Raw genomic sequence first — 22116 nt, forward strand, 5'->3', positions numbered from 1 at the left:
CCCGCCGAGGCCACCTCCGTCCCCTCCGGGCCGTACAGCACGGTCCAGCCCTCCAGGCGCCGGGCGAGCTGCCGCAGCACGGCCCGCACCGGGTCCGGGCGCGAGGCCGCGGCCGCCAGGCCCTGCTGGGCCTCGGCGACCCGGCGCAGCTCGGCGAGCCGGGCGCGCGCCATCAGCTGCCACACCGCGCGGGCCACGCCCGAGAACGTCGTGCGCGGCGGGACCTCCAGGAGCGGGAGCGCGTGGGTGTCGCACGCCCGTGCCAGCGCGGGCGGGACGCTGTCGTGCACGGGGGCGAGGCCGAAGCCGAGGGCGGCGCCGCCCGCCGCGACGATCCGGGACACATAGGCGTCGAAGTAGGCCCCGCTCCCCGCTCCCCCGGGGATGTGCAGCCCGGCCGACAGCAGCAGCTCCCCGCCCAGCAGATAGGGGTACGGATCGGCCATCTCCGAGGTGTGCGCCCAGTGGATCACCGTGTCCGCGCCGACGGGGCCGGCGATCTGCCGCAGCCCCAGGTCCTCCCGGGCCAGCAGTGCCGCGAGCGGCACCGGCGGGGTGGGCGGAACGGCGGGGTCCGACATGGACGTTTCCTCCACTCGCACGGCCTGGGATGGATGAAACGTACACTTCGCAGTCGCTTTCCGGCCACCTACTGTCGTTCCGACCGGCGGCCGCGGGTACGGGCGGATGTCCCCGCGCGGCGCCGGGACCACCCCCCTCTGCACGACACGCCACCGGATGTCCGCGAAGGAGGCCCCACCATGGCCGTCGACTACACCGTCATCGTCGTCTATCTGGCCGGCATGCTGGCCATGGGCTGGTGGGGCATGCGCCGCGCCAGGTCCAAGAGCGAGTTCCTCGTCGCCGGGCGCAGGCTCGGGCCGGTCATGTACTCCGGCACCATGGCCGCGATCGTCCTCGGCGGCGCGTCCACCATCGGCGGTGTCGGGCTCGGCTACCAGTACGGGCTCTCCGGCGCCTGGATGGTCTTCACCATCGGCCTCGGCCTGCTCGCGCTGTCGGTGTTCTTCTCCGCCCGCATCGCCCGGCTGAAGGTCTACACCGTCTCCGAGATGCTCGACCTGCGCTACGGCGGCCGGGCCGGGGTCATCTCCGGCGTCGTGATGTGGGCGTACACCCTGATGCTCGCCGTCACCTCGACCATCGCCTACGCCACGATCTTCGACGTCCTGTTCGACATGAACCGGACCCTCGCCATCGTCCTCGGCGGCTCGATCGTCGTCGCCTACTCCACGCTCGGCGGCATGTGGTCCATCACGCTCACCGACATGGTGCAGTTCGTGGTGAAGACCGTCGGCGTGCTGCTCCTGCTGCTGCCCATCGCCGTCGTCAAGGCCGGCGGGTTCAGCGAGATGAGGGCGACGCTGCCGACCGAGTACTTCGACCCGCTGGGCATCGGCGGCGAGACGATCTTCACCTACGTGCTGATCTACACCTTCGGCATGCTCATCGGCCAGGACATCTGGCAGCGCGTCTTCACGGCCCGCGGCGACCGGACCGCCAAGTGGGGCGGCACGGTCGCCGGTACCTACTGCCTCGTCTACGCCCTCGCGGGCGCCGTCATCGGCACCGCCGCCAAGGTCCTCTACCCGAGGCTCGGCAGCCCGGACGACGCCTTCGCGACCATCGTCAAGGACGAACTCCCGCCGGGCGTACGGGGCCTGGTGCTCGCCGCCGCCCTGGCCGCGGTGATGTCCACCTCCTCCGGCGCCCTCATCGCCTGCGCGACCGTGGCCAACAACGACATCTGGTCACGTCTGCGCGGAGCGGTGCGGCCCGCGGGCGGGGAGCGCGACGAGGTCAGGGGCAACCGGGTCTTCATCCTGCTGATGGGGCTCGCCGTGATCGGCACGGCCATCGCGCTGAACAACGTCGTCGAGGCGCTGACCGTCGCCTACAACCTGCTGGTCGGCGGGCTGCTCGTACCGATCCTCGGCGGTCTGCTGTGGCGGCGCGGCACCGCGCAGGGCGCGCTCGCCGCGGTCGCGGTCGGCGGCGTCGCGGTGGTGGCGCTGATGGCGGCCCGCGGCATCCTGGCCAACGAGCCCGTCTACTGGGGCCTGCTCTCTTCCCTCGCCGCCTACCTCGCCGTCTCCTTGATGACGAGGCCCACCGACGCCGCGGTCCTCGCCGTCTGGCGTGAGCGCCTCGCCGGACGGGACCCCGCACCCGTGTCCGAACCGGTGCCGGCCGGCCAGTAGAGTCGTCGGTATATGTACATAAGCAACGAAACGTAGGAAAGAAGACATTCAGCTATGACTGGCAACGAGACGCCCCGCGGCCCCGTCGACTCCTCACGCGTCCCCCGGTACGCGGGCCCGGCGACCTTCGCCCGGCTCCCGCGCCTGGACGAGGTCGGCCGCGCCGACGTCGCCGTGATCGGTGTGCCGTTCGACTCGGGCGTCTCGTACCGGCCCGGCGCCCGCTTCGGCGGCAACGCCATCCGCGAGGCGTCCCGGCTCCTGCGCCCGTACAACCCGGCGCAGGACGCCTCGCCCTTCGCGCTCGCGCAGGTCGCCGACGGCGGCGACATCGCGGTCAACCCCTTCCACATCAACGAGGCCGTCGAGACCGTGGAGGCCGCCGCCGACGAACTCATCGGCACCGGGGCCCGGTTGATGACCCTCGGCGGCGACCACACGATCGCGCTGCCGCTGCTGCGCGCGGTCGCCAGGAAGCACGGGCCCGTCGCCCTGCTCCACTTCGACGCCCATCTCGACACCTGGGACACCTACTTCGGCGCCGAGTACACCCACGGCACGCCCTTCCGGCGTGCCGTCGAGGAGGGCGTCCTCGACACCTCGGCCCTCTCCCACGTCGGCATCCGCGGCCCGCTCTACGGCAAGCAGGACCTCACCGACGACGAGAAGATGGGCTTCGGCATCGTCACCGCCGCGGACGTCTACCGCCGCGGCGCCGACGAGGTCGCCGACCAGCTGCGCCAGCGCGTCGGGGAGCGCCCGCTCTACATCTCCATCGACATCGACTGCCTCGACCCGGCCCACGCGCCCGGCACCGGCACCCCCGAGGCCGGCGGCATGACCTCCCGCGAACTGCTGGAGATCCTGCGCGGCCTCGCGTCCTGCAACCTGGTCTCGGCCGACGTCGTCGAGGTGGCCCCCGCGTACGATCACGCCGAGATCACATCGGTGGCCGCGTCCCACACGGCGTACGAACTGACCACGATCATGTCCCGCCGGATCGCGGCGGCCCGTGAGGAGAACGAGGGCAAGTGACCCACGACCACGACCTGGTGCTCCGGCCGACCCCGGCGCAGATCACCGCCGCGCTGCACCCGCCGGCCGGCCGCAACGGCGGGGACCTGGTCGTGGAGACGCTGGCCGGGCTGGGCGCGACGACCGTCTTCGGGCTGCCCGGCCAGCACGCGCTCGGCATGTTCGACGCGCTGCGCCGCTCCGACCTGCGCTACATCGGGCTGCGGGTGGAGAACAACGCCGGGTTCGCCGCCGACGCCTACGGCCGCATCACCGGCGAGGCCGCCCCGCTGCTGCTGTCGACCGGGCCCGGCGCGCTCACCTCGCTCGCCGCGCTCCAGGAGGCGGCCGCGGCGAGCGCCCCCGTGCTGGCGATCGGCAGCCAGGTCCCGACGGCTGGGCTCGGCGGCGGCCGCCACGGCTATCTGCACGAACTCCCCGACCAGGCCGCCTCGTTCCGGGGCGTGGTGAAGTCCGTGCACACGGTCCGCACCCAGTCCCAGATCCCCTCCGCCCTGGAGGCCGCCTGGAAGTCGGCGCTCACCGCTCCGCACGGCCCGGTCTGGGTGGAGATCCCGCAGGACGTGCTGCTGGCCGAGACGTCGGTCCCCGTCGTCACCGGCGGCGACGCCTTCCCCGAGGAACTCGTGCCGCGCCCCGAACTGACCGCGGTGGCGGCCCACTTGCTCTCCCACGCCGAGCGTCCGGCGATCATCGCGGGCGGGGGAGTGGTACGCGCGGACGCCTCGGAAAAGCTGAGGCGGCTCGCCGAGGCGGTGCGGGCCCCCGTCGTCACGACCCCCGGCGGCAAGGGCGCCTTCCCCTGGACGCATCCGCTCTCGCTCCAGTCCTGGATCGAGGACCGGCACACCACCGACTTCCTGGAGGACGCCGACGTCCTGCTCGTCGTCGGCTCCGGGCTCGGCGAACTCTCCTCGAACTACCACACGTTCACGCCGCGCGGCCGGGTCGTGCAGATCGAGGCCGACCTCGGCAAGCTGGAGTCCAACCACCCGGCCCTCGGCATCCACGCCGACGCCCGCCTCGCCCTCCAGGCCCTGCTGGAGACGGTCACCGAACGCCCCGACCCGGGCGCGGCCCTGCGTGTGAGGGACGTCCTGGCGAAGGTCGCCGAGCGGATCGCCGGCCAGGAACTCACCCTGGAGCAGGAGGTGCTGGCGTCCGTGCGCCGTGCGCTGCCCGCCGACTCCCCGTCCTTCTGGGACATGACGATCCTCGCGTACTGGGCGTGGTCGGCCTTCGACGCCAAGGGCCCCAACCGCATGCACTCCGCGCAGGGCGCGGGCGGACTCGGCTACGGCTTCCCGGCCGCCCTCGGCGCCGCCGCCGCGGACCCCACGCGCCCGGTGCTCGCGGTGTCCGGCGACGGCGGCGCCCTGTACTCGATCGCGGAACTGGCCACGGCCCGCCAGTACGGCCTGGACGTCACCTGGCTCATCGTCGACGACGGCGGCTACGGCATCCTGCGCGAGTACATGACGGACACCTTCGGCGAGGCCACCGCGACCGAGCTGACGCGGCCGGACTACGTGGCGCTCGCCGAGTCCTTCGGCGTCCCCGGGGTCCGCACGACCCCGCAGACCCTGGAGGCCGACCTCGCCGAGGCACTGTCCGCCCCCGGCCCGTCGGTGGTCGTACTCCCGGCGGTCCTGCGGATGTTCGCGCCGACGCATCTCACGGCGTGAGAGCAGGCCCGGCGGCCCGGTCGCGCATCTCCTCGTGGTCGCGGTCGCGGCAGGCGTCGTCCACGGCGGGGCCGGTCAGCGGCAGGGCCCACGGGACGAGCGCGAGTGTCTCCTCGCAGAGGCCGGAACCGGAGTAACCGGCGATGCTGACGCGACCCCGGCCGGTGTCGTCGGCGTGGGCCGGGGCCGCGAGCCCGAGGGCTGCCACGGTGAGTGCGGCGAGCGCGCTGATCGTCTTCATGACCGGGCCAACGGGCGCGGAACGGGGCAGGTCACTCCGCTGCACAGGTGGTGTGCCCGGTGGCTGCCGGATCGCCTCGACAGACCCGGGCTCGGGCTGATCACCCGATCGGCTGTTCCTGCTGACCATGACGGGATACGTTCCGTGAGCCGCCGGGTATCGGCCGGGCCGATGTCAGACGCGGCCACTACTCTGAGCCCGGAGAGGAGGACAGTGTGCTGCTGCGGTTCCGTGTGGCAAACGTACGGTCCCTGCGAGACGAGCAGGAGCTGTCCTTCGTCGCGCCTGGCGGCGAACAGGGCCGGCCGGCGCATCCGGTGGATCTCGCAGGCGGTGCATCCATTCCCGTCCTCCCGCTGATCGGCGTTTTCGGGGCCAACGCCTCGGGCAAGTCGAACGTGCTGACCGCGATGACCGACATGCGCAACGCGGTCCTCGACTCCTACGCGCGCTGGGCCTCTCACGACGGCATCCCGCGCCAGGTGTTCGCCCTGAACCCCAGGAGCGAGAGCGAACCCTCCTTCTTCGAGGTCGACATCGCCATCGACTCGGTCCGCTGGACGTACGGCTTCGAGCTCAGTGCCACCCGCGTCGAGTCCGAATGGCTGCACAGCTATCCGCTCGGCCGCCGCCAGGAATGGCTCGACCGCGACGCCTCCCGGCCGGACGTCTTCAAGTGGCCCGGCGGACGTGTCAGGGACCGGGCCCAGCTCGTCCGGCGCACGCGGCCGAACGCACTGCTGCTCTCCACGGCGGGCACGGACAACCACCCGCAGCTCTCCCCGCTCTTCCACTGGTTCCGCCGCAACTTCCGGATGATCAGCCCTGAGGTCGAGCGGGACGAGCGCGCGCGGTACACCACGAAGGAACTGTCGGGTCCGAGGGCCACCAGGATCCAGGAGCTGTTGAGGGTCGCCGACCTCGGCATCACCGGAGCGACGGTCGTCCAGGACGGCCCGGGTCAGGACGCGGTGAAGCTGACGCACCGTTCGGCCGCCGGGGACGTGTCCTTCGACTGGCAGGAGGAGTCCTACGGCACCCGCTCCTGGTTCGCCCTCCTGGGCCCTCTGCTCCTGGCCCTCGACGAAGGCGCGGTACTGCTCGTCGACGAACTCGACGCCAGCCTGCACCCCCGCTTCGCAGCCGAGGTCGTCCGGCTCTTCCACGACCCGTACGCGAACCCCAGGGGCGCCCAGCTGGTCTTCACGTCGCACGACGCGACGGTGCTGACCACCCCGAGCGGTGAGCGACTCCTCGACCCGGCACAGGTGTGGCTGACGGAGAAGGGCAAGGACGGTGCGACCGCGCTGTACCCGCTCACCGATGCGGAGCCTGGCGAGGACGAGGACCTCACGCAGTCCTATCTCGCAGGGGCCTTCGGCGGCGTTCCGGCTCTTCTGGAGGGGCAGATCGCGCGGCGGCTGCTGGTCGCGCGCGAGGCCGACACGTACGACGAGACAGGCCAGCGAGCGGACGGGGCGGGCGAGCGAGCGGACGGGGCGGGGCGCGACTGATGGGGCGGGCGCAAAAGGGCAGGGACTCGTGGGAGCGTCCGGCCCGGCGGGGTGGACAGCGCAAGCGCCAGGTCTTCGTTCTCACCGAGGGCAAGGTGACCGAGCCCTCGTATCTCGACATCCTCAAGGACCACGGCGTCCCCTTCGCAGACAAGGTCCCGGTGGAGATGCACATCGCCAACCGCAGGGCCGACAGCGGACGCAAACCGCTCGACCTCGTCGAGCAGGCGATCAGCCTGAAGCGCGAAGAGGACCGCAAGGCGAAGCGGGCCAAGCTGGAGGCGAAGTACCTGCCCCAGGTCTGGTGCCTCTTCGACCACGACAACTACACCTACGTCCGTGACGCACTGGAGCGGGCGAGGGCGGCGGACATCGGAGTCGCCTTCTCGCATCCGTGCTTCGAGGTGTGGCGCCTCGCGCACTACAAGCCGGTCAGCGGCTCGTTCGCCGGGGTGTGCGACGGGGCGGCCGAGCGGCTCCCGTTCCAGCGGGGTTCCCAGGACGCCAAGACCCCCAAGGTCGTCCTGCCGCACCAGGTCCTGGGCCGCTACGGGACGGCCCGGACGAATGCCGAGCGGATGAACGAACAGCACCCGGCACACAAGGGCGAGTGGGACAAGGACCCTTACACGGACGTGCACGAGTTCGTGGAGAAGGCCCTGAACATCTCCACGTACTGATCTCTCTCGGTCGTGGTCACGAGCTGGCCCCGGGATGGCCCCGGCCGGGCCGTAGGGCTCGAAGCGGCTACCCCGCGCCACCGATCTGCTCGCGGACCGCGAGGTCACCGCACCCCCACTCCGGTACTGCGTCGCGTGACTGACCGAATCCCCGCTGACGTGCACCGCATCGCGCGGTCGCCGGGCTCCTGCCCGTGGCGCACGCCGATGGCGAGGTTCCCGAGGAGGGCCGTGACGCCCGGGCCGCCTGTCCCGCCGGACGTGCGGACGTACGTGCCTCAGCAACGCCTCGTACGTCCGCACGCCCGGTTGCCGTCACGGCGTCTACCAGATCGACTCCACCCACTCCGGGTGGTCGATGAACGGGTTGCGGTTGCCCTGGTAGGAGTCGTAGATGACCTGGTTGCGGCGCTTTTCGAAGGCGTCCGGCGGGTCCTCGTCGTTCCACTGCTTCAGGACCGACAGCCGTCCGTGGAAGGGGACGCTGCCGTTGATGGCGTCGTTGGCCTCCAGGTCGGGCCAGCTGTCGTCGCCCTCGTAGCGGACGGCCATGTAGAGGATCATGCGGGCCACGTCGCCCTTGACGGCGTCGCGCGGCTCGAAGGAGTCGGAGTCGGTCAGGCTGCCGCCCGAGTTGGTGAAGGCGCTGCCGCCGTTGTCGAAGTCCTTGTTCCCGCGCGCGCCGTTGACCTGGACGTCCTCGGCCCGCAGATGGTGCAGGTCGGTGCCGGGGCCCGTGGCGGTGCCGAAGTTGCCGTGGGACTGCGCCCACACGTGCTCGCGGTTCCAGTTGCCGGTGCTGCCGCCGTTGAGCGACTTGCTGCGCGAGATGCCGCTGTACAGCAGGATCACGTTGCCGCTGTTGTTCGGGTCCTGGTCGGTGACCTTCAGGGCGTTCCAGACGGCGGAGTAGGAGATCGTGCGCTGCGCGCTGATGATCTCGTGCAGCGAACTCTTCAGCGTGGCGCCCGTCTTGCCCATCGCGTCGGCGTAGTACGTGGTGTCGTACGGCGTGGTCGTCGCGGCGGCGGGGGTGGCGGTGAGGGCGGGGGTGGTGAGGCCGGCCAGGAGGGCGGCGGTCGCCAGTGCCACTGTCCTCCAGCGGCGGTGGCGTATGGGTGTCGCCATGTGGGGTTCCCATCTACGCGGGTTGAATGAAGGCGGCACTCGGGAGAGTGACATGGACATGGAGCCCTGTCGAGGGCCTGCGCGTGTCCATCGGGTGACGGGAGACGTCAAAGAGGGTCAGGGGCGGGCGAGTCGGATGGGCGAGCCGGAACAGGGGCGCCCCCCGCCCCCGGCCCCGCGGATAACCACCGGCCCCCGCCTCCCGCCCCGCGGCAGACCACCGCCCCCGAGCGGCGGCGCTCGCTGCCACGGGTGGGCCGGATGACATCCAGCGGGGCGTGAGCTGGGTGGCGTCGTTCAGACCTGCCGCGTCCCTCGGTGTGCCGACTTCGCCCGGCCACCTCTCCCGCTGTCGACCTGCGCCGGGCCGCGGGTCTGCCCGACGCCGTCGCCCACCGGTTCGCGGGAGCGCGGGCAGCCGCTCCGCACGTCACGTTGTTCGCGAGCCTCTGCACGGCACCCGGCCGAGTCGACGCTCAGGTCCCCCGTGATCGAGCCCCCCGTGATCGGACCTCTGCCTCGGGTCGGGCAGGGACCGGAGCCGGGCGGGGATCCGCTGCCAGGCGCCGTCCTGCTGCCGTCGGCGGAACAGTTCGCGGACCCGGTTCCACGGACCGTACTCGACCGGGGTTCGTGAGACGGGCCGCCGGAAGCACCCGCCGGGGCCGGTGGCTCCCCTCACGCCGGCCCGGAGTCGCTCGGGTCTCCGCGCGTTCGTCCGCGGGTCGTTCACGCCGAGGCCAGCGCCTCTGTCGGGGGGAGCCTGGCCGCACGGACCGAGGGGTAGACCCCGGCCACCATGCCGACCGCTACGGCACCGAGGCAGCCGGCTGCGACCGAGGTCAGGGGGATGACGGACGGCCAGCCCTGAGAGGTCGCGTAGCCGACGGCGGCGAGTACGCCGAGCGCTGTTCCGGCGAGGGCGCCGAGCAGGGAAAGCGCCACCGACTCGGTGAAGAACTGGACCCGTATCTGGCCCCGGGTCGCACCCAGCGCGCGGCGGAGCCCGATCTCGCTGCGGCGCTCCAGAACCGAGATGACCATGGTGTTGGCCACGCCTATCCCGCCGACCAGCAGGGCGACACCGGCCAGCCCGAGGAAGAGCGAGGAGAAGGAGTTCTGCGTTGCCCGCTTGGCGGCCAGGGCGTCGGACGGGCGGCTGACCTGAACCTGCCCCGGCCGCTCCGGGAACACGGTGGCGGGCAGTACATTCCGTACGTCTTCCAGGTATTCCTCCCCGGCCTTGATGTAGATCACCGTGGGGTTCCCTTTGAACCGCAGCGTGTTCTTGGCGGCGGTCCATCCCGTCAGTACGGCGACGTCGAGTTCCTCGGCCAGGGGCACGGAGCGGAGGATGCCGACGACGGTGAACCACGATCTGCCGATCCGTATCTCCGGAGCCGGCTCATCCGCGGGGATCTCCCCGATACCGAGACGGCTGGCCGCCTGGTAACCCAGGACCGCGGTGGGAAACCGTTCATCGGCTTCGCTGAAGAACCTTCCCGACAGGACCGTGCCCCCCACGACATCCAGTAGATTCCGCCGGGCCGCCAGAACGCTCAGTCCCGCGCTGGAGAAGTCCTCCCCCGAGGTGAGATCGGAACGCTGCACCTCCGTATTGGTGTTGGCCACCGCGCTCACTCCGGTGACCGGCCCGATACGGCGTGCCATGTCGACCGATCCCTCGGGCAGGGGGACCGGCTTGGACTGCCCGGCGACCGGCTGTACCCGCAGCATGTTGGAGCCCAACGCCGATATCTCCTCGATCAGCGCCCGGTGGCTGGAGGCCGGGATCGCCGTCACTATCACCATGGTGGCGACACCGATGGAGATGCCGAGCGCCGACAGCATGGCGCGCATCTTGCGGGTCCGCAGGCCGAGCATGCCCAGGCTCAGCAGATCCGGAAAGGCCAGCCGGACGGGCTTGACGCTGCTCGTAGCGGACCTGCGCGAGTGCGGGGACGGGGCACTTGAGTGCCGGGTGGAGAACGGTTCGGAGCGGCGGCGCTTGGAGCGGGCGGGTTTGGAGTGGGCGGCTGTCATGTGAGGCTCTCGGTCAGTGCGGTGTCCGCGACCTTGTGGCCGTCGCGCATATGGACCCTGCGCGGCAGCCGGTCGGCGATGTCCCGGTCGTGGGTGATGAGCGCGATCGTGGTGCCTGCCGCGTTGAGTTCGGTCAACAGGGCGAGCGCCGCCTCGCCGTTCGCCGTGTCGAGCGCACCGGTCGGCTCGTCGGCGAGGACGAGGGCCGGGTCGTGGACAACCGCGCGCGCTATGGCAACCCGCTGGCGCTCTCCCCCGGAGAGCTGGTGCGGGAGATGGCCGGCGCGGTGCGCGAGACCGACGCGGGCCAGGGCTTCCGCGGCCATCCTCGTGCGGTGCTTGCGCGGGACGCCGGCATACAGCAGACCGGTCGCCACGTTCTCCGTCGCCGTGAGTCCGTCCGTCAGATGGAAATGCTGGAAGACGAAGCCCAGGCGGCGCCCGCGCAGGGCGGACAGTTCGCGGTCGGAGAGCTCCGCCACGTCGTGTCCCTCGATGATCACACTGCCACTGGTCGGCGGGGCCAGTGTGCCCATGATGTTGAGCAGGGTGGACTTGCCCGAGCCGGAAGGGCCGAGGATCGCCAGCAACTCGCCCTGTGCGACGGACAGGGATACGCGGTCGAGGGCTCGTACCTCGGGCGGGTAGACAACGCTCGCCTCCAGGACGCTGATGACCTCCGTCATGCTGTGGCTTCCACCTTCATGCCTTCGGCGACGCCCTCGCCGCTGATCTCGACCAGTCCCCGGGCGAACATGCCCGTGTCCACCGGAACGAGCCGTCCCCCGGAACGCCCCTCAAGGGAACGGCCTTCGGCCAGACGCACCGCGTAGCCTCCCTCGCGCAGAGCGAGCAGAGCCCCGACCGGGACGGCGAGTACGCCCTTCTTGGCCTCGCCCTCGAACCGCACCTGCACGGGCGCGGCGTCGATACCTTCGACGGCTTCGGCATCGTCGACCGAGACGGTGACATTGATCTTGGCCACTCCCGCGCCGTTCCCTCCTTCCTGGTCTGCCTTGATGGTCGTACCGATCGTGGCGACCTCGCCCGCGGTTCCGGTCCCGTCCGGAAGCGTCACGGTGACCTTCTGACCCGCCTTGATGGTCCCGAGGTCAAGCGTCTCCACCGGAATGCGCACGGACTTGGTGGTGGCGGAGACCGACAACAAGTCGTTCGCCGCCGCGTCCCCCGTCTGGGCGGAGACCTCCGAAACACGGACCGCCGAGCGTGTCACCACCACATCGGAGCTCTCCAGAACACCGGTCGGCTCGATGCCGACGGACTTCTGCCACCGCTTGATCGCGGACATCAGGCCCTCGGTGAGCACACCGTCACCCTCCTTGACCCTGACCTGCCGGGCGGGCGTGGGCGACTGGCCCACCCCCGTCGGGCCTTCCGGCGGCCGGCCGGCTCCGGTCCCCTGGCCGGCATCGTCGCCCTGAGCCGACGGGGGCGGGCCGGAGCCCGGCTCGGCGGTCTCCTGATCCGTTCCGGTCGCTGTCGAAGGACCGGCGTCCGCCGGCATCTGCTGATCCACTGGTGGCCGCTGCCGAACGGCCGTGCCCACAGCCGGCTGTGGGCCGATGTCGTAGCCGGCGGCCTTCAGGTTGTCGGCCACGACCCGTACGTCACGGCCGACACTGCCTGGAGTGTCGAGCCTGCGGTACATGGGGGTGCTGCCGTAGAAGACCACGGTGGGACGCTCGTCGACGCGGTACAGCTGCTCACCGCGTGCGACCGTCGCACCCTGTTTCGGAAGCCAGGTCACCACTCCTTCACCAGCGCCCCGGACGGTGCGTACGGAGTCGTAGCCGAGCGTGCCCTCCATCTCCCTGACCCCGGCCATGTCCGTCCTGGCCACCGCAACCCGCCGGATCTTCGGACCAGCCTCGGGCGCGGCGGTCTTTCCGCCACCGCCCGCCCCCAGCAACCCGGCTCCCACTCCTGTCGCCACGAGCACGGCGGCGACACCGAGAACCACCGCCTTCTTCCGGCCGCGGACCGTCGGCTCAGGGAGGTCCGTCTCATCGGCAAGGACCTCCCCGCCTTCTTCCTGAACGGCCACGCGCAGAGGCATCGTCTCGGCAGGATCGCGGTCACTTTGCACTGAACGCCTCGATCATGCATTCCTGATCGATCTGATCGGCGTTCCTGGGCGGCGTCGCGCCCGCTTTGTAGTTCCAGCCCTCACCATTGGGAAGGGGTTCCACTTTGAGCCCCCTCCCATTCATGCAGTCAATATAGTCAGCGTAGTCACCCATGTAATTGGGGTTCTTTTTCGGGTCCGTCTCCGGGGGCTGAAGAGGCTTCTTCCCCAGACACTTCTTCTCCGCCTCGGGATTGTCTACGGATACGTCCCCGCCAGGCCATCCCAGAAGTTCTGGATCACCCCCCTCCAGCTTTGACCCGATCTTCATAATCTGCACCCCGTTCTCCTTCAAGCACTGAAAATACCCTTGGCTCATCCGCACCTCTTCGACCGCCGAAGTGTCCATCCGGAGCTGAGGGCGACCGGCCTCCGGGTCATTCGCCTTGGCGTCCGCACCGCCCCCTCCCCCCGATTCCGCCTTCTCTGCCGTCCCGGTGGACCGATCGACGGAATCGACACCGGGTCCCTTGTTCCCCCCGGAGCCGGAGCAACCTGCCAGCAGCATCACCGCCGTCACGGCCCCGGTGATGAGCAGGAGCTTTTCACGTGAAGGACGCGACGAACGGAATTCCGTCCCGCTCGGAAGTGTTCTCATGCGGCACAGCGTGGCATGAGATTGTCAGGAAAATATCAACGCCTGTGTGCGAGCCGGCCACTAGCACGCAATTGTCAAGAAGTTGTCAGGGAAGCGATCCGCTGCCGGCACTTCCATCCCCGCACGACAGGCTTATGATCTGGCCATGTCCACATACGTGCTGGTGGCGGAAGACGATCGGAAGCAGGCGGAGCTGATCCGCCGCTACCTTGTGCACAACGGCTATGCGGTGACCGTCGTACACGATGGTGGTACAGCGCTCAGGGAAGCCACCCGCCGGCCACCGGACCTCCTCGTCCTCGACTGGATGCTCCCCGGCCTGGACGGACTGGAGATATGCCGACGACTGCGCGTGGCCGGCGAGTTGCCCATCCTCATGCTCACCGCCCGCTCCACCGAGGACGACGTTCTGCAGGGTCTGGATCTCGGAGCGGACGACTACATGACGAAGCCCTTCAGACCGCGCGAACTGGTCGCACGCATCCGCACCCTGCTGCGCCGCAGCCACCACACGGCCCGTCCGGCCTCCGCGGCCCCCGTATCTCCTGCGGCGCCCGGGAACCGAGCAGTTCTCACGGTCGGCCGACTGACCGTGAACGCGGCCCGGCACCAGGTATTCGTGCACGATCGCCCGGTGGACTGCACCCCTGGCGAATTCCGCATACTCAGCGCGATGGCCGCCTCGCCCGATCGGGTCTTCACCAGATCCCAACTGCTGGACTGCCTGACGGACCACGGCAGAACCGTCTCCGAACGCACCGTGGACGTACACATACTGAACCTGCGGAAGAAGATCGAGACCTCACCCCGCCAACCCCAGCACCTCCTCACGGTCCACGGCATCGGATACAAACTGGCCCGCGGCGACCATGGCGCCTGAAGTGCCGCTGCGCGACAGCCTGCTGCTCCGCCTCCTGATCGCCTCCTTTGCGATCTCCCTGGTCTCCATCGCCGCCACGGCCTGGCTCACGGCACGTAGCACCACGATCGCCATCAAGCAGGAACGGGGCCAGATCCTCGCGGACGACGCCACCATCCAGAACACGCTCGAAGGCTTCGCGGCCGTGCAGCCGAACTGGGACGAGGCCGGGCGCACCGTCCGGGATCTCGCCCGCAGAACCGGGCGCGGCATCGTCATCACCACGCGGGCCCGCGAGGTCATCACCGCCTCGGACCGGTCAGCCGCCGACCGGCTGCCCCTCACCGCGAGCGCCGTCATCGATCCTCTGAACCTCAGTCCGCCTTCGGAGCAGGGCGCCGGCCCGCCGGAGCAGGTCTCCCGGATCGACCCACGGGCGGTCGGCCCCTACCTGCTTCCCGCCGCGGAACGGAAGAAGCTGAGGGAACTCGCCCGTCAGGAGGTCGCCTGTCTCAACGGCACACAGGGGCTGCGCACATACATCGTCGAGGAACCCAGCGGCAGGCCCGCCATCCGGGATCTCCACGCCGGAGCGGTCACCCCGCAGGCCTGTGCGACCAAGGAACTGTACGCGCCCACCCCGACCGAGGCGAAGGCCCTCACCGAACTCACCGCGCTCGTCCGGACCTGCGCGGTACGCAACCGCATACGCGTCGAAGAACCCCTGACCATCGATCCGCAGTTCCGGTTGGGCGAGGCCGGCTTCGAGCAGGGCGCCTCCGCACTCGACGATTGCGTGGAGGAGGGCCGGCGCGAACAGCTGGCGCCCCATGTCGCCCCGGCGGCCCTGCTGTTCGTCACCAGCCCCTCCCAGACGGCCACTCCCGTTTTCGATCTGTCCAGGGCCGGAACCCTGCGCGTACTGGGAACCACCGGTCTGATCCTCACCGTGACCACCGCCATCACCGCCGTCGTGGCGATCCGGCTCATACGTCCGTTGCGGACGTTGACCGACGCGGCCCGCGACCCCTCGGGCCGACACCTCCGGATGCCCCTCACCACCAAGGACGAGATCAGCTATCTGGCTGCCGCCCTCAACGAGCTGTCGGAACGGCGCGAACGCACCGACCAGCAGCGCAGGGTCATGGTCAGCGACATCGCGCACGAGCTGCGGACCCCGCTCAGCAACATACGCGGCTGGCTGGACGCAGCCCAGGACGGTCTGGCAGATCCGGACTCCTCGCTCGTCGCCTCGCTCCAGGAGGAGGCGGGCCTGTTGCAGCACATCATCGACGACCTCCAAGTGCTCGCTTCGGCCGACGCCGGCTCCTTGCGCCTCAACCCCCGCGAGCTGAGCCTGCGGGAGCTGGCGGAACAGTCACTCGACGCCCACCGAACGGCCGCGCAGACAGGCCGAGTCGCACTGACCGGCTCCTTCACGGACGACCTCACCATCGAAGGCGACCCCGTCCGCCTGCGCCAAGTACTGGGCAACCTCCTGTCGAACGCGATACGCCACACACCGCCGAACGGCTCCGTCACCGTCAGCGCCCATCGGGTGGAAGGCGGCGTCGAGCTCCACGTCGCCGACACCGGCGGCGGCATCCGACCAGAGGATCTGCCCCGGATATTCGACCGCTTCTGGCGAGCCGAACAGTCCCGCAGCAGGAACGGCGGGGGCAGCGGTCTCGGACTCTCCATCGTCAGACACCTCGTGCGAGCGCACGGCGGAGAGGTGTACGCGGTGAGCAGCCCGGGGACGGAGACCGTGTTCACAGTCCGGCTTCCGACCTGATCGACCGCGAGAGCGCGGAGCACTGCTCAAGGCCTGTGGACCAGCTTCGGGCCGGCGCGTGAAGGGCGTGCCTTCCCGAACGATGCTGTGACGGTCATGGAGTAGGCCGCCAGGGCGGTGAACCGCCGCGGTTCCGGATCCGGGCAGGCGGAGCCGATGGGGTCGCGTCTCTCGTCGCCGAACCGGGCGAACCGCACGCAGCGGCGCGTGCGCGGGCGATCAGCTCATCCCGCCGGCTGAGAACGCGTCAGCCCTGCCTTCGGCCCCCGTACAACCTTTTCGGCCCGCTCGTTGGTCAACAGGCCATGACTCACGGGAGAACGAGCGAGAAGCCGAGGGCCGCGTCCCGGCGGGCGAGGATCGCGGTCGCGGCCGGAGCGGGCGCCGCGATAGTCGCGGCGTCCGTCGCCGCCGCGAGCCCCGCCGCGGCCGCGGGGCCGGCCGTCGGCTGCACCTCCGCCAGGGCGGGGCTCGCCGAGAAGCTGACCAAGGACATCACCGCCGCGCTCGCCGGGCGCGGCGGAACCGTGGCGGTGGGGCTGTACGACCGCGCCACCAACACCACCTGCTCGCTGCGCGCCTCGACGGCGTTCGACTCCGCCAGCGTCGTGAAGGTCACCGTGCTGGCCGCGCTGCTGTGGGACGCCAAGAAGCAGAACCGCTATCTGACCACCCGTGAGGCCACCCTCGCCAAGGCCATGATCACCACGTCGGACAACGCCGCGACCAGCGCGCTGTGGAAGCAGCTCGGCCTGACGAAGATCAAGGGCTTCCTCACCGCCGCCGGCATGACGCAGACCAGGCCCGGCGCGGACGGCTACTGGGGGCTGACCCAGATCACCGTCACCGACGAGCAGAAGCTCCTCAAGCTGGTCACCGCCAGGAACGCCGTCCTCAGCGACAGCGCCCGCGCCTACGTCCTGAAGCTGATGGGCCAGGTCGTCCCCGCGCAGCGCTGGGGCACCCCGTACGGCGTGCCGTCCGGCGTCACCGTGGCCGTCAAGAACGGCTGGCTGCAACGCGCCTCCGACGGCTGGCGCGTGCACAGCGTCGGCGCCTTCAAGGGCGGCGGCCACGACTACGTGATCACGGTGCTCACGCAGGGCAACAGCACCATGGCCTACGGCATCGCCACGATCCAGGGCGTCGCGAAGGCCATCCACCGGGACCTCGCGGCGAACTGACCTTCACACGGCGGCCCACCGCGCGTCACCGGACCGCCCTACGGTGACCCCATGCGCCTGAGATCCGTACTCGCGACGACCGCCGCGGTGCTGGCGGCGGCCACCTGCCTGACCGCCGCCGGCCCGGCGAACGCCCGCCCCGGACCCCCCGGGGACACCGCCTGCTCCCCGTCCGTCTCCCTCGACCGCTTCTCCGACGCCCTCGACAAGACGACCTACGACGGCACCTTCACGGGCAACCTCTCCGCACTCGCCCGCGACCGCGACGGCTCCCTCGCGGCCGTGTCCGACCGCTCCGCCCTCTTCCGCCTGGACGGCACCACGCTCCGGCCCCGGGGCGTCGTCCCGCTCGCCGCCGAGGACGGCACCGCCCTCGACGCCGAAGGGCTGGTCGTCGACCGCGACGGCACCCGGCTCGTGACCTCCGAGACCGAGCCCTCCGTACGCCGCTACGCCCCCGACGGCCGGCTCCTGGGCCGCCTCCCCGTGCCGGACGCCCTGAAGGTCGCCCCGGCGGGACGCGGCGCCGCCAACGGCACCTTCGAAGGGCTCACCCTCCTGCCCGGCGGGCGCACCCTGCTCGCCTCGATGGAGTACGCCCTGTCCGGCGACGACGCGGACCTCGTCCGCATGCAGACCTGGCGGCGTGCCGCCGGCGGCTTCGAGACCGCCCGCCAGTACGCCTACCGGGCCGACCCCGGCCTCGGAGTCCCCGAGGTCCAGGCCCTCGCGGACGGACGGCTGCTCGTCCTGGAGCGCGGCTTCACCGCGGGCGTCGGCAACACCGTCCGCCTCTACGTCGCCGACCCGCGCCGGGCGACGGACACCTCCGGCGTGGAGTACCTGACGGGCGGGGGCGGGGTGCGCCCGGCCGCCAAGAGGCTGCTCGCCGACCTCGTGACCTGCCCGTCACGGGGAGCGACCGCCGGGCAGCCGCAGCCCAACCCCCTGCTCGACAACTTCGAGGGCATGGCCGTCACCGGCCGCGCGGCCGGCCGGCTGAAGGTGCTGCTGGTCAGCGACGACAACCAGAACGCCGCGCAGAAGACCCGCCTGCTGTTCCTGCGGGTCCGCGTCTGACCTCTCCCCGACTGTTGCGGAGGGATGAAATCCGCTTCCGTCCGTGTTGGTGCCTTCCGGTAGAACAGATCGACGGAAGGCACCCGCGTGGCAGCGCAGCAGGGGGAGACCAGGGGCTGGGCGCGAAGGCTGGCCGGATACGCGTGGCGTCATCCGAAGGACGTGGTCCTCGCGCTCGGCTCCTCGCTGGCCGGCATGGCCGTCCTGGCGGTCGTCCCGCTGGTCACCAAGGTGATCATCGACGACGTCATCGGCGCCGGCACCCGCGACATGGCGCCCTGGGCGGGCCTGCTGATAGCCGCGGCCCTCGTCGTGTACGTCCTCACCTACATCCGCCGCTACTACGGCGGCCGGCTCGCCCTGGACGTCCAGCACGACCTGCGGACCGACATGTTCGGGACGATCACCCGCCTCGACGGACGCCGGCAGGACGAGCTGTCCACCGGGCAGGTCGTCGGCCGCGCCACCAGCGACCTCCAGCTCATCCAGAGCCTGCTGTTCATGCTCCCGATGACCATCGGGAACTTCATGCTCTTCCTGGTCTCGCTGGTCGTCATGGCCTGGCTGTCGATCCCGCTGACGCTGGTCGCGCTCGCCGTCGCCCCCGCCCTGTGGTGGATCGCCCGGCGCAGCCGGGCCCGGCTGCACCCCTCCACCTGGTACGCCCAGGCCCAGGCCGCCGCCGTCGCGGGCGTCGTCGACGGAGCCGTCAGCGGCGTACGCGTGGTCAAGGGGTTCGGGCAGGAGGACCAGGAGACGGGCAAGCTGCGCGAGGTCGGCCGGCGGCTCTTCGCGGGCCGCCTGCGCACCATCCGGTTCAACTCCCGCTACACCCCCGCGCTCCAGGCCGTGCCCGCCCTCGGCCAGGTCGCGATGCTCGCCGTCGGCGGCTGGCTGGCCGTGCGCGGGCACGTCACCCTCGGCACCTTCGTGGCGTTCTCCACCTACCTCGCGCAGCTCGTCGGCCCGGTCCGGATGCTCGCCATGGTCCTCACGGTCGCGCAGCAGGCCAGGGCCGGCACCGAGCGCGTCCTGGAGCTGATCGACACCGAGCCCCACCTCCGGGACGGCACCCGGACCCTGCCCGCCGACGCCCCCGCGGGCGTCGAGTTCGACGACGTCTCCTTCGGCTACGAGGACGCCTCCGGGCCCGTCCTCGACGGACTCAGCTTCGAGATCCGCCCCGGCGAGACCCTCGCCGTCGTCGGCTCCTCCGGCTCCGGCAAGTCCACGGTCTCCCTGCTCCTGCCGCGCTTCTACGACGTCACCCGCGGAGCGGTGCTGGTCGGCGGACACGACGTGCGCGAGCTGACCCTCGACTCGCTGCGCGCCGCGATCGGGCTGGTGCCCGAGGACTCCTTCCTCTTCTCCGACTCCGTGCGCGCCAACATCGCCTACGGCCGCCCCGACGCCACCGACGAGGAGATCGAGACGGCGGCGCGCGCCGCCCGTGCGCACGGGTTCATCACCGAGCTGCCCGAGGGCTACGGCACCAAGGTCGGCGAGCACGGCCTCACCCTCTCCGGCGGCCAGCGCCAGCGCGTCGCCCTCGCCCGCGCCCTGCTCACCGACCCCCGCCTGCTCGTCCTGGACGACGCGACCTCGGCCGTGGACGCCAAGGTGGAGCACGAGATCCACGAGGCGCTCAAGCAGGTCATGGCGGGCCGCACCACCCTGCTCATAGCCCACCGCCGCTCCACCCTGAACCTCGCCGACCGCATCGCCGTCCTCGACGGCGGCCGGCTCGCCGACCTCGGCACCCACGAGGAGCTCCAGCGGCGCTCCGCGCTCTACCGCCGCCTGCTGACCGACCCGGACGGACTCGGCGGCGTCTCGCCCGGCCACGCGCTGCCCGTCCGCCCGCCGGAGGACACCTCCGTACGGGACGAGCTGAACGCCGGGTTCGACGCCGAGCGCGGGGTGACGCCCCGGCTGTGGAGCGGTGACCGCGAGCGCAAGGACCTGGCCCTGGCCGGCTCCCCGGCCACCCCCGAACTCCTCGCCCAGGTCGAGGCGCTGCCCCCGGCGACCGACACCCCCGGCATCGACGAGGCCCGCGCGGTGCGGCCCGAGGAGTCCTACGGGCTGCGGCGGCTGCTGCGCGGCTTCGGGCGCCCGCTGCTGATCAGCCTCGGCCTGGTCGCCGTGGACGCCGGCATGGCGCTGCTGCTGCCCGTGCTCATCCGGCACGGCATCGACCAGGGCGTCTCCGCGGCGGCCGTGGGCGCGGTGTGGGCGGCGTCGCTGCTGGGCCTGCTCGCGGTGCTCGTCCAGTGGGCGGCGCAGGTCGGCGAGACCCGGATGACCGGCCGCACCGGCGAGCGCGTGCTGTACTCCCTGCGCCTGAAGATCTTCGCCCAGCTCCAGCGGCTCGGCCTGGACTACTACGAACGCGAGCTGACCGGCCGGATCATGACCCGGATGACGACGGACGTCGACGCGCTGTCGACGTTCCTGCAGACCGGCCTGGTCACCGCCTTCGTCTCCGTCGTCACCTTCTTCGGCATCATGGGCGCCCTGCTGGTGATCGACCTCCAGCTCGCGCTCGTCGTCTTCGCCACGCTGCCGCCGCTGATCGTGGCGACGTACTACTTCCGGCGGGCGAGCGTGAAGGCGTACGAACTCGCCCGTGAGCGGGTGTCGGTGGTCAACGCCGACCTCCAGGAGTCGGTGTCCGGGCTGCGCGTCGTGCAGGCGTTCCGGCGCGAGGAGGACGGCAGGGCGTCGTTCGCGCGGGGCAGCGACAGCTACCGCCTGGCGCGTATCCGCGGCCAGTGGCTGATCTCGGTCTACTTCCCGTTCGTGCAGTTCCTGTCGTCGGCGGCCGCCGCGGCGGTGCTGATCGTGGGCGGGGTGCGGATCGACGCCGCGACCCTGACCACCGGGGCGCTGGTGGCGTACCTGCTCTACATCGACCTGTTCTTCGCGCCGGTCCAGCAGCTCTCCCAGGTCTTCGACGGCTACCAGCAGGCCACGGTCTCCCTCGGCCGCATCCAGGAGCTGCTGCGGGAGCCGACCTCCACGAGGACGGCCGCCAAGCCGCTGGAGGTGCGCGCGCTGCGCGGCGAGGTCGCCTTCGAGGACGTGCGCTTCCGCTACGGCGGCGGCGACGGCGCGGAGGCCGCGCTCGACGGGGTCGACCTGCGCATCCCGGCCGGGCAGACCGTCGCGTTCGTCGGCGAGACCGGCGCCGGAAAGTCCACGCTGGTGAAGCTGGTGGCGCGGTTCTACGACCCGAGCGACGGCCGGGTGACGGTCGACGGCACCGATCTGCGGGCCCTGGACCTCGCCTCGTACCGGCACCGCCTCGGGGTGGTGCCGCAGGAGGCGTACCTGTTCCCGGGCACGGTCCGCGACGCCATCGCCTACGGCCGTCCGCAGGCCACCGACGCCGAGGTCGAGGCCGCGGCCCGCGCGGTGGGCGCCCACGAGATGATCGCGACCCTGGACGGCGGCTACCTCCACGAGGTCGCCGAGCGCGGCCGCAACCTCTCCGCGGGCCAGCGCCAGCTGATCGCGCTCGCGCGCGCCGAACTGGTCGACCCCGACGTACTGCTCCTGGACGAGGCGACGGCCGCGCTGGACCTGGCCACGGAGGCCCAGGTCAACCTGGCCACCGACCGGCTCGCGGGCCGCCGTACGACCCTCGTGGTCGCCCACCGGCTGACGACGGCGGCGCGGGCGGACCGGGTGGTCGTGATGGACCACGGACGCGTCGCCGAGGACGGCACCCACGAGGAACTGCTGGCGCTGGACGGCCGGTACGCCGAGCTGTGGCGGACCTTCGTCGGCCGGTCCGAGCCGGAGGAGCCGGTCGGGGCGACACGCTGAGGAAACCCTCCGGGGCCGCGGGGCGGCCGTGCAACCATCGGGCATACGTCCGGCGTCCGTACACCAGTACGCTCA

General features: G+C 71.2%; 17 protein-coding genes. 10 read left to right on the forward strand and 7 right to left on the reverse strand.

All coding sequences use genetic code 11. The annotated features are described in order from the left end of the window. Positions 1-581: PucR family transcriptional regulator ligand-binding domain-containing protein (locus tag SZN_RS09855; RefSeq protein WP_007493824.1), on the reverse strand; the 581-nt coding region annotated here is incomplete at its 3' end. Between the two features lie 180 nt (positions 582-761). Here SZN_RS09855 and SZN_RS09860 point away from each other — a divergent pair. The 3 genes from SZN_RS09860 to SZN_RS09870 are packed head-to-tail and all read left to right on the forward strand — an operon-like array spanning position 762 to position 4942. Next, positions 762-2222: a sodium:solute symporter family protein gene (locus SZN_RS09860; RefSeq protein ID WP_007493826.1), complete on the forward strand. Its 1461-nt coding sequence runs from the start codon at positions 762-764 to the stop codon at positions 2220-2222. Between the two features lie 54 nt (positions 2223-2276). Further along, on the forward strand, positions 2277-3257 hold the full coding sequence (gene speB / locus SZN_RS09865; RefSeq protein ID WP_007493828.1) for an agmatinase: 981 nt from the start codon (positions 2277-2279) through the stop codon (positions 3255-3257). Beyond that, positions 3254-4942, forward strand: a complete 1689-nt coding sequence (locus tag SZN_RS09870) for a thiamine pyrophosphate-binding protein (RefSeq protein ID WP_007493830.1) — start codon at positions 3254-3256, stop codon at positions 4940-4942. The genes speB and SZN_RS09870 overlap by 4 nt, the downstream gene beginning before the upstream one ends. On the opposite strand, the gene SZN_RS09875 is transcribed toward SZN_RS09870, so the two are convergent. Further along, positions 4932-5183: a hypothetical protein gene (locus SZN_RS09875; protein WP_007493832.1), complete on the reverse strand. Its 252-nt coding sequence runs from the start codon at positions 5181-5183 to the stop codon at positions 4932-4934. The two genes, SZN_RS09870 and SZN_RS09875, sit on opposite strands and share 11 nt — an antisense overlap. Positions 5184-5398: 215 nt before the next feature. Between SZN_RS09875 and SZN_RS09880 the strand changes: the two genes are divergently transcribed. Together SZN_RS09880 and SZN_RS09885 are read left to right on the forward strand one after the other, a co-directional pair. Continuing rightward, on the forward strand, positions 5399-6697 hold the full coding sequence (locus SZN_RS09880; RefSeq protein ID WP_007493834.1) for an AAA family ATPase: 1299 nt from the start codon (positions 5399-5401) through the stop codon (positions 6695-6697). Then, complete coding sequence (locus SZN_RS09885) at positions 6697-7377, forward strand: RloB family protein (protein ID WP_007493836.1); 681 nt, start codon at positions 6697-6699, stop codon at positions 7375-7377. Before SZN_RS09880 ends, SZN_RS09885 begins: the two co-directional genes overlap by 1 nt. 324 nt (positions 7378-7701) lie before the next feature. Here the strand turns inward: SZN_RS09885 and SZN_RS09890 are convergent, their stop codons facing one another. The 5 genes from SZN_RS09890 to SZN_RS42415 form a co-directional block, all read right to left on the reverse strand. Beyond that, complete coding sequence (locus SZN_RS09890; protein WP_043729614.1) at positions 7702-8505, reverse strand: endonuclease I family protein; 804 nt, start codon at positions 8503-8505, stop codon at positions 7702-7704. Positions 8506-9234: 729 nt separating this feature from the next. After that, a complete protein-coding gene (locus tag SZN_RS09895) occupies positions 9235-10548 on the reverse strand; it encodes an ABC transporter permease (protein WP_043729617.1) in 1314 nt (437 codons plus the stop codon). After that, a complete protein-coding gene (locus SZN_RS09900; protein ID WP_007493843.1) occupies positions 10545-11234 on the reverse strand; it encodes an ABC transporter ATP-binding protein in 690 nt (229 codons plus the stop codon). The genes SZN_RS09895 and SZN_RS09900 overlap by 4 nt, the downstream gene beginning before the upstream one ends. Further along, complete coding sequence (locus SZN_RS09905) at positions 11231-12613, reverse strand: efflux RND transporter periplasmic adaptor subunit (protein WP_244313327.1); 1383 nt, start codon at positions 12611-12613, stop codon at positions 11231-11233. The genes SZN_RS09900 and SZN_RS09905 overlap by 4 nt, the downstream gene beginning before the upstream one ends. Positions 12614-12644: 31 nt before the next feature. After that, positions 12645-13292 carry a hypothetical protein gene (locus tag SZN_RS42415; RefSeq protein ID WP_244313328.1) on the reverse strand — a complete coding sequence of 216 codons (648 nt, stop codon included), beginning with the start codon at positions 13290-13292 and terminating at the stop codon, positions 12645-12647. Positions 13293-13437: 145 nt separating this feature from the next. Here SZN_RS42415 and SZN_RS09915 point away from each other — a divergent pair, with 145 nt between their 5' ends. The 5 genes from SZN_RS09915 (at position 13438) to SZN_RS09935 (ending at position 22041) form a co-directional block, all read left to right on the forward strand. After that, positions 13438-14172, forward strand: a complete 735-nt coding sequence (locus SZN_RS09915) for a response regulator transcription factor (RefSeq protein WP_007493846.1) — start codon at positions 13438-13440, stop codon at positions 14170-14172. Further along, positions 14162-15946 carry a sensor histidine kinase gene (locus tag SZN_RS09920; RefSeq protein ID WP_007493847.1) on the forward strand — a complete coding sequence of 595 codons (1785 nt, stop codon included), beginning with the start codon at positions 14162-14164 and terminating at the stop codon, positions 15944-15946. The genes SZN_RS09915 and SZN_RS09920 overlap by 11 nt, the downstream gene beginning before the upstream one ends. A 305-nt stretch (positions 15947-16251) precedes the next feature. Further along, positions 16252-17130, forward strand: coding sequence for a serine hydrolase (locus tag SZN_RS09925; RefSeq protein WP_078508517.1), 879 nt, complete (start codon positions 16252-16254; stop codon positions 17128-17130). A 51-nt stretch (positions 17131-17181) separates the two neighbouring features. After that, positions 17182-18210 carry an esterase-like activity of phytase family protein gene (locus tag SZN_RS09930; RefSeq protein WP_007493851.1) on the forward strand — a complete coding sequence of 343 codons (1029 nt, stop codon included), beginning with the start codon at positions 17182-17184 and terminating at the stop codon, positions 18208-18210. A gap of 87 nt (positions 18211-18297) precedes the next feature. Continuing rightward, positions 18298-22041: an ABC transporter ATP-binding protein gene (locus SZN_RS09935; RefSeq protein ID WP_043729628.1), complete on the forward strand. Its 3744-nt coding sequence runs from the start codon at positions 18298-18300 to the stop codon at positions 22039-22041. Positions 22042-22116: the final 75 nt, after the last annotated feature.

It is taken from the genome of Streptomyces zinciresistens K42 (assembly GCF_000225525.1).
Lineage (GTDB): Bacteria > Actinomycetota > Actinomycetes > Streptomycetales > Streptomycetaceae > Streptomyces > Streptomyces zinciresistens.